A 14,877-nucleotide genomic window follows, 5' to 3' on the forward strand; every position below is an offset into this window, starting at 1 on the left:
ATCCTCCCAATGTAAACAATCTCTAAGTAAGCGAACAGTTATATTATAGCAGGCAAATATTACTACTGCCTGTCTCTTCTATTTTTCGCATCTAACAGCCTTTTAAGCCGTTCACTGCTATCATTATGTTGTTGCTCTTCATCTTTTTTCTGTTCTGCTTTTATTTTTGGTTGCCTGGAAATCTTTTTAGGTGAATCTCTTTGTTCCTCGATTATTTTTCCTCTGGATAAATCTGTGGCTTGAGATGAAGCTTTTTTAAGTTTGTTATATTTTTGGCTGATTTCCTTTTTCTTATTGCTCTGATTATCAGTTTTCCAACTCGTTAAGAAACGAATCCGCTCAATTGCTGAAGTTAAACCAAATCTTCTAATAGCTATTTCAATAAAAAACACCAGAAAAGCGAGCAATAAAAGCTGCATGGAAATTGGCTGTTTTTCAGACTTTTTAATGTCAATTGGACGGAAAGATTCTCCTGGATCTGTCAGAACTTTTCCATTTCCAATTTCAGTTATATTATTTAAAAGTGTATCATTTTGATCTTGAATTGTGAATTCTTTGGAATACGGAACAACAACTCCGGTTTGAAAGGTTCCTGTAATATTTTCTCCATCTATTTTAGAAAGCTGCAAATAATAAATACCTGGTTCGGCTGTAAAACTAACCTCATGTTCACCAGGAGAAATCATTCGATAATCGGCTTCAATTTGTTCGCCCTTTTCATTGACCAAAGTAGCTTCAATAGGAAGCATGTCCTGATTAGATGATGTGACATCTAGTTTAACACTTTTTCCATCAATCGTTTGTGCAACATCGTACAAATCACTTTGATATGTTGGAAAGCTCCATGTAACTATCTCATTCCATAGTGACGGCCAATTTGACCAGGCTGGCCATTCTCCAGCCCATTCACCACTTACATCAGAGGTCCATGCAACGGAATTCCCCAGACCATATTTCCATCTTGATAGAACCGGATCTTTCTTCTCGCTCAATAAAATGGTTTCTGCTCTTGACTTTGGATCTGTGGCTACATATGCATTCATCTGTGGAACACCATTTTCAAATAGTGAACTCCAGTTATTTCCTTGGGTATACATTGGATAAAAAGGATTATCTTCAATGTATGTTCTTGTTGTAAGAACAGTCTCCCTTGAAAGAATACTAGGAATGGTGGAAGCATCCTGGACTTCATAAAATCGTCCTGTTCCATCTGCTGCTAATTGTTCCAGCAGAAAATGATCTGCATCACTGCCGATTGCAACAGTTGATAGTGTTACGTTATTATCTAGTCCTGTAGAAATAAGCTCCGTATAATCTCCATTTGATGCTGATTGTCCATCTGTTAATAGTATGATATGTTTACGCTGTAATTTTAGTGGTTCCAGTTCATTGTATGCCTGCTGAAGTGGTGTGAAGATCTCTGTTCCACCCCCCTCCGTTATCGAACGGATTTGCTCAGCAGCTTCTTCTTTATTATCAAGTGTTCCTGTTTCAATAATTATCCATGGCTGATCATCAAAAGCAATAAAACCCAACGTATCCTTTTCCCGCAGCAATTCAATGGAACGTGCCGCTGCCTCCTTGGCCAAATCCAGTTTATATCCACTCATGCTGCCAGATCGATCCAATACGATAATCATGCCCAGGGAAGGTAATTCTTTTTTTCCCTTTATTTCCATTTCAACAGGCAGCAAGCGTTCAATTGGTGTTTTGAAATACCCGCCTAAGCCGTAGCTTTTATTTCCGCCAGTCATAACAAACCCTTTACCAAAATCTTTTACCGCACTTTCGATAATTTCCATTTGTTCTTGTGTTACATCAGTTGCTGATATGTTATTAAAAACAATCGATTCATATTCTAAAAATCCTGCTAATGATGTCGGGAGTAACTCCGGCTTTGTTCGGCTTACTTTCAGTTCAGATGCATTTAGAGCACTATATATATTTTCAGTTTCAGCTTCATCTTCTACCAAAAGAATTTCGGGAGAACCCTTAGCATCCGAAACAGCAAATGACTGATTGTTTTGCGAAACTCCATCATCTCCAGATATAATTTCAGCTTTGTAATTATGAATACCGGATGATTCAATGAAGTCAGTGAAGGTATAGGAATTCTCTCCTTCCTTTATTTGGACTTCTTCATCAATCACCATTTCATTATTCTTCGTAATTCTAAGCCTTCCCACTGTATCCATTGTACTTGCCAGGCTTACCGATAGATTTGCATTTTCCCCTTGATACAGGCTTTGCGGGGATTGGAAGCTTTTAATTGCCACATCTTTTGGACTGGATGGATAAAAAGGAAGTACATCTATTGTAATTTGCTGATCACGTAATAGCTTTGCCTGCTGACTGGCATCACCAGTATTCTCATTTCCATCTGATAATAAAACAATTCGCCCCTTTTTATCATCAGACAATAGACTTGATGCAAGCTGTAACCCTTCTTCCAAATCCGTGTAAGATTTATTTTCTAAATTAAGGTTTGAATTGATTCCCTGTTCACGATTCGAAAGTGATTGAATAATTTGCGCATTTTCCGCTGCTGAAACAATGGCATAGCTGTCCTCTGGATTCATATCATCAATTGCCTCTTCAATCGCAGCAAACATTGCACCTTCCTGATTCTTGACACTTTCTGAATGATCTATGACAAAAACTGTTGTTATGCCTTTGACCGGATGTAGGATATTCGGGATAGACAATGCTAAGATTATAGAAAGAAAAATGAAAAACCGAATCGAAACAATTATATTTTTTTCTATAAGATTTGTAACGTTGGTATTCTTCCAGTAAATATATAAGACTATGAATGCTGGTATCAAAAGTAATAAAAATAGGGGTTGTTCAACCTGTAATCCCACGGCGGTATACCTCCCATTCCAGCAATAAAAATAATAAGGCGGCAATAGCAAAGAATTTCCAAATCTCATTTGGATTTTCTGCTTTAACTCCACTAGCCTGATCATTATCAATATCAATCGTAAAACTTTTGCTTGTTGAAATATTTTTTTCCTCTTCATCTACAGTTACAGCAAAAAGCCGCTCTTTTTTACCAAATTTCGTTTCTTCCTGAACCTTGTACAGACCAGGTGATTTGGGTGCATTTAAAAATGAGTCGTTTACATTCAGTTCAGAAATCTTCTCATTCTTTTCATTTAAAATAACACTGCTTATTACGCCAGTCGAATGGGAAATTTCTTTTCTTTCATTTGGATGCAAATATCCTAACAGTTGCTGCTGAGCTGTAAGATAATTGATCACGTTATATAAAAAGATAGGAAAACTGGAATGCATTGGCCAATCTGTTTCCTCTATATCAAATCCAAGCAATACGAAGGGATTTCCTTCATAATATCCTTTGCTGATTATTGGTATTTCTGCACTTGTAACAATGGATTGAAGCTCTAATGAATCAAATGGATAGCTTTGTTGAATATAAACCTCATCTATATCCACGAACTGCAGAAGGGAATCCTCATTAACCGCTTCTAATCCTGCTTGTAACATTTGCTCTTCTTTAACGCTAAATGGCCCACCTGTGGTTGGTGACAGTATGAGCTTTGGACCATCAGGCCAATTTTCAGATGAAACATTTCCAAGTATATAGATTCCATTTTCGTCACGAGAAATGTCACTCGTTTCTTCTACTTGAATAATGTCAGTACTTAAATGTGACAAAGCCTTTGAAATAAATGAATTTACTTCTCCAGCCAAATAAATAGGAGGCTGCTTATCTTCATCCAGGAAGGCAATACCTGAGTTATCTGCCCGATAATGATCCTTATTACTAATGATTGCTTTATAATAAGGCTTGATTGGCAAATTCCTGATTTGAATCTGTATTTGTTTTCCTGGTTCTACGGATTCTTCAATATTGGCAAGTTCTTCTCCTTCATTTTCTATCTTTATGGAAATCTGCTGTTCTTCATCCATTTCATTTGAGACTGTTAGTATTCCATTTACACTGCCTTCCTGTTCAGCAACTCCGAATGTATGTATCGATAGATTATTCGATGAAGTTCCTATGTTATGTACAGATATTTTATGTTTTAAATGAGTATCCGTTATTTCCTCTTGATTTACGTCATCAGAAAAAACATGTATATCGCCGCTCGAGTCAGATAGCAGCTGATTGGCAAGCTGAACAGCTTTATCTATATTTGCCCTTTGATAAGATGAAGACACATTATTAAGAGCACTTCGCATCTTGTTTTTATCTGTTTCATTCGAAAAAAGAATTTCAGGTGAATGTGTTGCAATAATTGCTGTCAGTTTTTGATTATCCAATTTATCAATAAGATTATTAATCTCTTCCATCGCAACTTGTAATCTATTATACTCTCCTTCTGTAGCCGTCATTGTGGCTGAAGTGTCTACAACTACTGCAATATGCTCCCCTGAAAGGTCACTTACATCGAAATATGGACGAACCAAAGCAAGCATTAATAATGCAAGGATCATCAATTGAAGATATAGCAGCAAATGCTGCTGCAATTTTCTCCACCATTTCGTCGCCTGCCGCTCTCGCATCACCTGCTGCCAAAAAAAGGTCGATGGAACAACTTGTTTATCATATTGCTTCCTGAATAAGTAAAATAGGATGACGCCTAGTAAAAAGAATGACAAACTAAAATAGACAGGTGTTAAAAAATGCATAACCTCACCTCACTCGACCCAGCCTTTTGATGATAGTTCTTTGAATATGACTTCATCCAAAGAACTAGCAGTATTACATTGTATAAATCCAATCCCACGCATATGGCAGAACTTTCGAATATATTCCGTATGTTCCTGCAGCCTGCTTTGGTACTGCTTTTTGATGGAACTGTTCATCGATACATTTAAAAATGCTTTTGTTTCACTGTCAATTAATTCTAGGTCTCCCTGATAATCCGGAATCATTTCTTCTTCGGTCAAAACCTGAATCACATATAATTCCTGCTTATAGGCTTGAAGTTTTTTAAGAGCTGTTTCAATCTTCTTCAATGGCTCCAACAGATCACTGATCAAAATTGATACACTGGAATTAGGCTGGATCATCTTCTGAATTGTTTCCGAAAAGTGAATAGGTGCTTCATTAGGCTTTACACCTGCCAAATAAAAAATGAGCCGATTCGAAAATGCCTTTCCTTTTTTATACATAAATGGATGGCTGTCTGAACCAATCGGAAAAACACCAACACGGTCATCACTGGATAGAGACATATATCCAAGTGCTGCTGCGAGCCCCTTAGCAAACATCCACTTCTTAGGGAGAGTTGTCATTGAATTCGAACAGTCGATATAAAGTGAAACGACTAATTCCTGTTCATCGAGATACCGTTTAATATAATGCTTACTGGTTCTGGCATATACATTCCAGTCAATCAGCCGCAAATCATCCCAGGGCTGATAATTACGAAAGTCGGAAAACTCCAATGAATTACCAGACCTTGCTGAACGTCTTCCACCTTTATGATGTCCACGCCTCATTTTTCTTGACTGTAATTGGTGTTTAGTGAGCCTGTACATCAAGGTGCTTGTTAAAAGTTCTTTCATGATAGATCAAACCCGAGCGTTTCTATAATCTCGTTTATAATTTCATCACTTGCAATACCTGTAGCTTCCCCTTCAAAGTTCAGAAAAAGGCGGTGACGAAGAACAGGCTTTGCAGCTTGCTTGATATCCCCCTTGGAAACATGGTATCTGCCACTGCATAATGCACGGGCTTTTGCAATTCTGATAAGACTTTGCAATCCACGCGGTCCTGCTCCATAACGTACATATTTTTTAACTGATTCCGAGGAAAATTCATTTTCAGGATGTGTAGCCATAACTAGGTTTACTGCATAATCCAGAATTTCATCTGCAACAAGTAATTCTAAAGCTAATTGCTGGAATTCAATGATGTCAGAAGCATCCATAACCTTTGACAGACTTTGTGTTTTAGTTCCGGTCGTATTTACAGCAATCTGTTTTAAATCTTCTTTTGAGGGATAATCAATATTTATTTTTACCAGAAAACGGTCCATTTGGGCTTCTGGTAGGGGATATGTACCTTCAAGATCAAGTGGATTCTGAGTTGCTAATACAAAAAAGGGCTTCTGAAGCTGTTTTGTATCCCCCATAACAGTTACTGTTTTCTCTCCCATTGCTTCAAGCAGGGAACTTTGTGTTTTTGGTGTAGCTCTATTGATCTCATCAGCCAGTACAATATTTGCAAATACAGGTCCTTCATGAAACACAAATGACTGCCGCTTTCCATCTTCAGACGGTTCAATCATCATTGTCCCAGTTATATCTGAGGGCATTAAATCCGGAGTGAACTGTATTCTCGAAAATTCAAGGTCCATCACATCAGAAACAGTACGTACAAGCATTGTTTTTCCTAAACCGGGCAATCCTTCAAGCAGTGCATGACCATCTGCAAAAATGGTCCATAACACCTGATCAACAATCTCATCCTGACCAACAATAAATGCTCTTATTTCTGTTTTGGCTGCTTCAATTTTTTTCATTACTTCCTGCAGCTGCTTTTCTTTCATATGAATATCAGGCAAATCCTTATTCCCCTTTCGGATTTAAATCACTAAAATAACCTTTGACTGCATCTTCCAAATAAGCAGGTAAATCCATTCTGTCTACACTTTCACGATATGTGCGCTCATAATTTCCATAAACTTCTTCGTAGGATCTAAGTGTTCCTTTTAGCACAGGAGACTCTGGTGCTAACTGCTGCTCACCATTTCCTTCACCAAGTTGCCCAAAATCATTTTCTACAGATTCTTCTCCATCTATTTTCTCAGGTATCGTTAATTCACGTGATCCTTGGCCAAAGCCCGCTCCTGTACCTGATCCCATTCCACTCCCCGAGCCACCATTTCCGCTTCCAGTGCCTGAACCAGTTCCGGATCCACTACCACTTCCAGACCCTTGTCCATTACCATTTTGACCCTGTCCACTTGAATTCCTGTTACTGCCGTCCGACGGTTGGCCATTTTGATCCTGCGAAGCGCTATTCTGGTTACTCTGGTTTTGAGAGGCAAATGATAGCTGATTCGAATTTGATAAACCTGCATTTGACATATTTTGATTCAACGAATTGGCAAGCTTCTGCAGCTGTTCCTGGGATATAGCTAAATTGTTTAGTGATTCGGCATTTTTGATCAGGTTATCAAGCTGTTCCTCTAAAGATGTCATCAGTTCCTCGATTTGTTCCTCAGTCATTTCAGAGATATTACTTACCTTCTTCCCTGTTGCATCAGCTATCAGCTGTTCCAAAGCCTTTTGCTGTTGTTCAGACAGCTTTGGCAGTTTTTCATTCAGCTGTTCCAGCGCTTGTTTCATTTTTTCAGAGTCAGCCTGATTTAGTGCATCTTTTAGTTCATTAAAATCATTCAAATCCTCTGTAAGACTCTTTAATCGCTTTTCATTGTCCGAGGCCTGTTTCTTTACCTTTTCCAGACCCGCTTCTTTTTCCAGAAGCTTTTCCAGCAGTTCTTTACTTTTGTCCATATCCTTTGTTTCTTCTTTCAATTCCTCCAGCTGCTTGTTTTCTTTGTCTTCATCAGCTAATTTCCCGATTTCTTTTTTTGTCTTCTTTGCTATTTCTTCATCTTTTTCCTGCTGCTTTGCAGTTTCCATGACATCATTTGGAAAAGTCATTGATAAACCTGCTAGTAAGAATAGGAAAATAATAATAAGCAGTTTTTTCCAGTGAAACAGCTTGAGCTTTCTTTTTTCAATAGCAGGTAAAGACTTTTTCATATGCAATAAGGCATCCCGCCTTTGAAGCTGACTAAAAACAGATTCATCCTTAAGGTAGGTCAATGCTGTTTTAACCCTGTCTTCAGCTGCATAGCTGTCAAATAGTGCTGCTGCAGCTGTTTGATCAGGTCTTTTAAAAATACCTGCAATTATTGTAAGAAGCATGATACTGCCTGCAATTATTAAAATAAACTGGCCCACATAAATTACTGGAACTGTTCGCATAATTGCAGCAGTAACTGCTGTTACAAGTGCTATCAGAAATAGACCTGCATGGAAATAGCGGCTAAAATGTTCGATAAAAAGCTTTCGTTTGACTATCGCCAGCAATTTCCAAAATTGTTTGACTTCGTTCATCTTTAAGCTTCTCCTTTTTTCTCTTTCATGTTCGGTCGGAGTTTTTTAATACTAATAAACAGACAAACAAAACTGATCAGTAAAAATGCGATGATGAAAGCTGCAGTCAACGGGAACGCAATCCCCGAAGCATTATTGATTTCATTTGATAGCCCTTCTTCAAATGAATTTAATAAAATGATGAATGGATTGAACACGGATGTAATATATGGAAAAACCGATGTTTGATTTACATTTTGAAAGGCGGAAAACTGCATACTGATTATTGTTAAAAAGGCTGTGCCTACTGTAAAAAACAAGGTGATTCCATACGTAATGATGGTGGCAACAATAGTCTTTCTAATAACTGTTGAAAAAAAGACTCCAATACTGCCAATCGTAAGCATTGTTACGAAATATAATCCAAATATCTGGAAGAGCAAGCTCGGAGAAACGCCACCAAAAAGAAAGACAATACTATAGAGCGGCAGTGATGCTACCATCATCAATAATAAGTAGGCAATAGATGAGAAAAGCTTGCTCAAAATGATGCTTGTTGATGTTTGCGGGGTTGTCAGTAAAATATTTAGCGTTTGCCGCTCCCTTTCTCCACTAATAACCCCCGAAGTTAAACCGGGTGTCATGAAAAGGACCAATGCCATCTGTACAAATGATAAAACCATAAACATCGTTCTGCTTTGTTCCGGACGAAATATCGCAGTTGAAGAATAAGAGAAAACTGTATTTATAAGAATAAAACCGATTGCAATTCCCCCTAGGGCAAATAGGTAGAAGAATACACCTAAGAAACTTTTAAAGGAACGAAAACGGAGCTTGATTTCTTTATTTAACACAGGATTGATCCATAGTGACTTCATGCGAAATCCACCCCTTTCGTGATTTCCAAAAATACATCTTCTAAATTCGATTCTTCCTGACTGAAGCTTAGTATTGCAAGTCCGTGATCCAGTGCTTTCTTCAGTAATGCTATTTGTTCCTCATCATTACCAGTAAAAGCAAATGACAGCATATCACGGTTTGGGTTTTTCGTAACTGTCGAAACCCTGTGATGATCTTCAAAAAATAAAACAGCTTTTTCCAAATCCGATGCCAGCTTTACATTGATAATCTTATTTGCCTGCAGCTGCTCCTGGATGTCAGCAACAGACCCAGAGGCTACTAATTCACCATTGGTAATTACACCTATTTCATCACACATTTCAGCAAGTTCCGGGAGAATATGTGACGAAATTAGAATTGTTTTCCCCATGTTTTTCAGTTCTTTTAATATTTCTCTCATTTCAATCCGTGCGCGCGGGTCCAGGCCCGATGCTGGTTCATCCAATATAAGCACCTCCGGGTCATGGATGAGAGATCGCGCGAGACAAAGCCGCTGCTTCATGCCCCTTGATAGCAAATCGACATAGACATCACTTTTATTAGAGAGATTTACCAGCTCCAATAACTGTGGTATCAGAATCTGTCTTTCAGCTGGACTGATCCCATAACTCGCTCCATAAAAGTCAAGATACTCAACTGTTTTAAATTGGTCATATACACCAAAGAAATCCGGCATATAGCCAATATGATTCCGGACTTCCTTTGCCTCTGTTGAAACATTATAACCATTAACAAATGCCGCTCCTGAGGTTGGGGCAAGCAATGTTGCCAGTATCGAAAAGGTTGTTGATTTGCCAGCACCATTATGTCCTACAAATCCAAAAACCGTCCCTTTTTCAATTTTGAGATTCAGATCATTCAATGCTGTAAAAGAGCCATATCTTTTAGTTAAATTAATTGTCTCAATCATTTCTTATACTCCCCTTCCAGGCTGATAGCCGGAATCCGAACCTCAGGATTGCCCATACCATCACTTTTTTCAAAACTCAGGACAATGGAGCCATCTGCAGATAAAAATTCATTTGTATTTTCTTCAAAAGTAATGGTGCTGTCCTCAAGTGGCATAAATTCTTCCTTTTCAGTATTAAAAATTGAAAAGGCAGCATTCCCCTGTGAAAGCTTAACCTGAAGTTTATTAACAGATACTTTATCCATCTCCATCTGATCTGGTAACTGATAGGTTAGCTTATATTTTCCTGCTTCGACGGCAACAAAGTTTTCCCCTTGCTGCATGCCATTATGGAAAATATTTGCATTTGCACCTTCTAAAATAGATATATCTGTCTGCAGGTTTTTATCAGTCAGTGTGAAATCACCTTCAAGTGAAGGATTAATTTCAACAGCCTGTGTAATCAATGTCAGTGAAGCAGAATTTGATTGCTTTTTATCCATTTCAATAGCTATCATGGAATCTGTTGAAAAGCCGGCTAATAATGGCTGGTTTAAATTTTTCTGATGAATTTCATATGACATCATCATATTTAACAGCTCTTGTTTTTTCCAATCATCCAAGCTTTCTTTGCTATCCGGTCCACCCTGCCCGTATACAGAATTAGAAACTCCGGGAAATATGGAAGAGGCAATATTTTGCCTTGGTGCACTAATCAATGTATCTGATTTATTTAATTCTGCAGAAACTTCAACAGTTGATCCTGCTTTTATTTCACCGAGTGAATATGCTTTTGTTCCTGTTAATAAAAATGCTTCTTCCAGGTCAACCGAAAGCGAACTGTTTATCGTACCAATAAGCTGCTGATTTTCAATCTTCAATTCAGTGCTCAGCTTACCGGTATCAATGGAAGGAATATCACCTGCAGCAGAACGTATGGACCAATATTCTACATCATTAAATGTTAATTTAGTCTGTTCCTGTCCTTTTTCAATCATGGCATTATTCAGATTCAGCTCATTATAGCTGCTGTCATTATTCAATGGAAACGGATTAAACCCACCCGGACTTACATTTAATGCATAATCCCCTCCGCTATTTGTCAGGACGGAAACAGCTCCATATCCACTAGCTGTTCCTGTATCATCAATCGAGAGAATACTGACATCACTCGTTTGGGAACCAGCAATTCGGTCCTTGGCACCGACCAGGAAAATAGCCACCGAAGTAATGATGGCAACACTTGGGATAATCCACCATGAGCTTTCACGCTTATCAAGCTTTTTCAAAAGGAAATATAATCCCGGAATTAGAAGTATTAAATAAACAATGAATAAAACAATTAATGCAGTCAAAGGCAAAAATGAAGATGGAAATGCATTTACAATATTTCCAAGCTGAAAGGATAATTCCTCCATCATATATCGCTGCTGGCCATGGATATCTGTATCAACCGTTTTTTGCAGTACATCCCTCCAGAATAATGGATATGAATCCCATGATGATAAAGTTTGGCTTCCTACATTAAATGCAAATTGAGTAACCTCTCCAATTCCAAAGCTTTTATTCATTACCATTGGCAGCGAATGATCCGAATAATAAACCTTCGCCTTATCATCTATGTCACCAGTCATTATTTCAACATTACTGAAGGAAGGTTTATTTTCATTTTCGTTTTTGGAAAAAATATTTAGTTCATCGAATGATGTCTGGTCATTAATATGTAAAAGAGACAGATCTCCCAGCTCTCCAAGCTGCTGTGTTAAACCGGGTGTGCTTCCAAACATTAAATGGCCACCTGAGCGAACCCAGTTTTTCAGGGCTTTTTGTTTCTCCAAAGAAATAGTTGATAAATTATAATCATTTATCAACAGAACATCAAACATCTCAAAACCTGTTGAATCTTCTGGCAGGTCGGTTTCTTCCAGTGAAATGAACTCAACTGATTCTGCATTATATTTTGTCAGCTTCAGATAATTTAATGAATCAGGTGAATCACTTAAGGCACCCAAAACCAGACGATTTTCCGGAAAATAGCCAGGCCTGAACGTTTTGTCTGATGATAGTTTAACTTCATCTCCCTCTTCCCATCCGCCTTTATAAAAGCGAATGAAAGAATCCTTGTTTGACTGTTGATTATGATAGAAATTATCACCATGCCCCGGTACTGATACTCTAACAGTTTTTTCTTCCCCTTGTGGAAGCTCTACAGGAACAACAATATTTCCCTGTGTACGGTAATTTGGGTTAGCAAATATAACAAGATCTCCAGTAATATCCGTTCCTTGATTTGTTAGTGTGATTTCCAATGGAAATCCTTTACCCATTTGAACTTTTCCATCTATTCCATATTGAAACGAAATATCTATTTTTTCATCTGCTGCAACCTGTTGTGGAATTATGATGGCAAAAATAAGAAGTATGAAAGCAAACACTTTACTAGATAATTTCATGTTCTCCCCCTATTTAACTTAAAATTTATTTTTCTCTAATTTTCTAAATATAAGAACAATATAGCATAAATCATTTTATAAATATACAGGTGCACAAAATATGAAAAATAATCGATTTCCATTCTAATACAAGTATATCTAATAATACATATCTTATAATGAGGGGAGAGACAACTATGAGACATATCGATTGGCAAATGATTTTTTTTGTTGGCACTTCATTGGCACAGGAATATTGGATATACTGGAAACTTCCTCGCGTTTACTTCTGGGATACCCGACGAGAGTATATAAGCAAAAGTAAAACGGATGATAAAAAGGATGCAGCCTAAAACTTGTTGCTAATATTAAAATACCTGGTGATTACAATTTGAATCACCAGGTATTCGATCATAAAAGCTCTTGGACTATTAAAAAAAGATTGTCAAACCGATTGCGATAATCATAATGTCTGCAAATATATGTATAATCCATGAAGACCAGATTGTTTTATTTTTTTCATTTACCATATGAAATACCAATCCTATTATCCACAGACCAATAAAACATACTAAAATTAGTACTGGACTGAACCAGAGCATGATCATTGGTATATGATAGGAAGCAAATAGGACAGGACTATAGATATAACCTAATTTCTTAGGCAAATTGTAAAATATAAACCCTCTAAAAAAGTATTCTTCCAAAAATGAATTACCTAAAGATATATATAAACCAACGAACACAAATCCTGTGGCATTAATGCCCAATCTATTGGTTAAGTCCTCTTTTATTACTGCTGCATCAAAGAATGGCTGCAGAGCTAAATAAGCAATAAGCACGATGCCAGCTGAACTCAAACCTAAAACTGCTAAACGTATCCAATCTTTCTTTTCCATTTTGTGAATGAGCAGCACATCTCTAAAACGAAAATCCTTAAATATTTTAATATAGATCCAAATCGTTATGAAAAATAAACAGATTTTAGCAGCTGTTTTAATCACATAATTAATCTCTAAACCATGTTCGATAAAAGCTAATATTGCACATGCTATCAGTGTACTGATTATTATAAATTGAAATTTGGATCTCATTCTGCTCACCTGGCAATCTCTCAAACTTTATTTCATAATAACACAAAAGAGATCCACCTTTTTTACAAAAATGGATCTCTTTTAATTCTCTATTCCTCTTCAAATAAATTCATACTCAAATAGCGCTCTCCTGTATCAGGAGCAATACATAATACTCTTTTTCCTTTTCCCAGCTTTTTTGCAACAAGAATTGCCGCATATACTGCGGCTGCACCTGACAATCCAATAAACAGACCCTCTCGCCTGGCAATTTTCCTAAACATCTCAACAGCATCTTCATCATGTATTTGAATAATCTCATCATAAATAGCTGTATTCAGTATTTCTGGTACAAATCCTGGGCTTGTACCAACGAGCTTATGTTTACCAGGCTTTCCTCCTGACAATACCGGTGATCCATTTGGTTCTGCTACCGTAATAGTCAGTCCTGGTATTTTATCTTTTAATACTTCTCCGGTCCCAGTTACAGTACCACCTGTTCCTGCAGTACAAACAAATGCATCAAGATTTCCATTCATCTGTTCGATAATTTCGATGGCAGTCGTGGTTCGATGAATCTCGGGATTCGCCTGGTTTTCAAATTGTTGTGGAATAAAACTGCCAGGAATATTTTTTTGAATCTCAACAGCCTTTTTTATTGCACCTGGCATTTTTTCGACACTCGGTGTTAAAACAACTTTTGCTCCAAAGGCTTTCAAAAGATTTCTTCTTTCCTGTGTGCTGTTATCAGGCATCACAAGAATTGCCTGATAACCCTTAGCCGCAGCATTCATCGCAAGGCCTATACCAGTATTCCCGCTTGTGGGTTCGATGATTGTATCCCCTGGTTTAATTAATCCTTGTCTCTCTGCTTCTTTTATCATATTATAAGCAGCACGATCTTTGACGCTTTTAGTTGGATTCATAGATTCCAGCTTCACAAAAATATCCGCCGCATCGTCTGGTACAACATTATTTAATTTTACTATTGGTGTATTTCCAATTAATTCGGTAATATTTTCTGCTGCTTTCATAAATTTGGTACAATCCCCTCTTTAAAATTTATTCCCCGATTTTAAGACGGCTATCAAGCGTTATATCCTCATTAATTTCGAGTATCTTCTTTAAAAATTCCGCTTGATTTTCAGGAGATATGGAAATAGCATCAAACCTGCCAGAAACCAATTCTATCTTATCTGTAGACAAAGCTGGCGCAGTGAAAGGATTTTTCTTCTTTTTAATGATTTGTATATTTTTTACCGGTACCTTCAATCTAATTGGACCATATCGTATTTTAATAATATCATTCTCAATCTTGTAACCTGTGCTGAACCAGAACCATAATAACAGTGCTGATAGTGGCAGAATAAAGACTGCTGTCATCAACTCACCATTTATAAGTGGAATGGCAGTCCCTGTTAATGCTACACTCCATAAAACCAAAGTAATCCATAAATCTCTCTTTGAAGGGAAATACATGCTTGCATCCTCCTGCTCT

The 14,877-nt window shown here is 37.4% G+C and carries 12 protein-coding genes; 1 reads left to right on the forward strand and 11 read right to left on the reverse strand.

The features are described 5' to 3' along the window. Positions 1-62: 62 nt before the first annotated feature. Genes CIL03_RS03295 through CIL03_RS03330 form a run of 8 tightly spaced genes read right to left on the reverse strand, consistent with a single transcriptional unit; the run spans position 63 to position 12,327 of the window. Positions 63-2,864 carry a VWA domain-containing protein gene (locus CIL03_RS03295; RefSeq protein WP_165767883.1) on the reverse strand — a complete coding sequence of 934 codons (2,802 nt, stop codon included), beginning with the start codon at positions 2,862-2,864 and terminating at the stop codon, positions 63-65. Continuing rightward, a complete protein-coding gene (locus CIL03_RS03300; protein WP_094883780.1) occupies positions 2,848-4,659 on the reverse strand; it encodes a vWA domain-containing protein in 1,812 nt (603 codons plus the stop codon). Before CIL03_RS03300 ends, CIL03_RS03295 begins: the two co-directional genes overlap by 17 nt. A gap of 9 nt (positions 4,660-4,668) precedes the next feature. Next, positions 4,669-5,541 carry a DUF58 domain-containing protein gene (locus CIL03_RS03305; protein ID WP_240507985.1) on the reverse strand — a complete coding sequence of 291 codons (873 nt, stop codon included), beginning with the start codon at positions 5,539-5,541 and terminating at the stop codon, positions 4,669-4,671. Continuing rightward, positions 5,538-6,527, reverse strand: a complete 990-nt coding sequence (locus tag CIL03_RS03310) for an AAA family ATPase (protein ID WP_094884435.1) — start codon at positions 6,525-6,527, stop codon at positions 5,538-5,540. Before CIL03_RS03310 ends, CIL03_RS03305 begins: the two co-directional genes overlap by 4 nt. A 19-nt stretch (positions 6,528-6,546) precedes the next feature. Continuing rightward, on the reverse strand, positions 6,547-8,106 hold the full coding sequence (locus CIL03_RS03315; RefSeq protein WP_094883782.1) for a hypothetical protein: 1,560 nt from the start codon (positions 8,104-8,106) through the stop codon (positions 6,547-6,549). Between the two features lie 2 nt (positions 8,107-8,108). Continuing rightward, positions 8,109-8,963, reverse strand: coding sequence for an ABC transporter permease (locus CIL03_RS03320; protein WP_094883783.1), 855 nt, complete (start codon positions 8,961-8,963; stop codon positions 8,109-8,111). Beyond that, entirely contained in the window at positions 8,960-9,895 is a 936-nt protein-coding gene (locus CIL03_RS03325) for an ABC transporter ATP-binding protein (protein ID WP_094883784.1), read from the reverse strand. The genes CIL03_RS03320 and CIL03_RS03325 overlap by 4 nt, the downstream gene beginning before the upstream one ends. After that, on the reverse strand, positions 9,892-12,327 hold the full coding sequence (locus CIL03_RS03330) for a DUF7408 domain-containing protein (protein WP_094883785.1): 2,436 nt from the start codon (positions 12,325-12,327) through the stop codon (positions 9,892-9,894). Before CIL03_RS03330 ends, CIL03_RS03325 begins: the two co-directional genes overlap by 4 nt. A 176-nt stretch (positions 12,328-12,503) precedes the next feature. On the opposite strand from CIL03_RS03330, the gene CIL03_RS19730 reads away from it, so the two are divergent. Further along, entirely contained in the window at positions 12,504-12,659 is a 156-nt protein-coding gene (locus tag CIL03_RS19730) for a hypothetical protein (protein ID WP_165767884.1), read from the forward strand. 78 nt (positions 12,660-12,737) lie between these two features. On the opposite strand, the gene CIL03_RS03335 is transcribed toward CIL03_RS19730, so the two are convergent. The 3 genes from CIL03_RS03335 to CIL03_RS03345 all read right to left on the reverse strand — a co-directional run bounded on the left by CIL03_RS03335 (position 12,738) and on the right by CIL03_RS03345 (position 14,858). Next, positions 12,738-13,400, reverse strand: coding sequence for a CPBP family intramembrane glutamic endopeptidase (locus tag CIL03_RS03335; RefSeq protein WP_094883786.1), 663 nt, complete (start codon positions 13,398-13,400; stop codon positions 12,738-12,740). Between the two features lie 89 nt (positions 13,401-13,489). Further along, entirely contained in the window at positions 13,490-14,413 is a 924-nt protein-coding gene (gene cysK, locus CIL03_RS03340; protein WP_094883787.1) for a cysteine synthase A, read from the reverse strand. Positions 14,414-14,441: 28 nt separating this feature from the next. After that, positions 14,442-14,858 carry a PH domain-containing protein gene (locus CIL03_RS03345; protein ID WP_094883788.1) on the reverse strand — a complete coding sequence of 139 codons (417 nt, stop codon included), beginning with the start codon at positions 14,856-14,858 and terminating at the stop codon, positions 14,442-14,444. Between the last annotated feature and the right edge of the window lie 19 nt (positions 14,859-14,877).

The sequence above is a fragment of the Virgibacillus indicus genome (assembly GCF_002266285.1).
Classification (GTDB): Bacteria; Bacillota; Bacilli; order Bacillales; family Amphibacillaceae; genus Virgibacillus_K; species Virgibacillus_K indicus.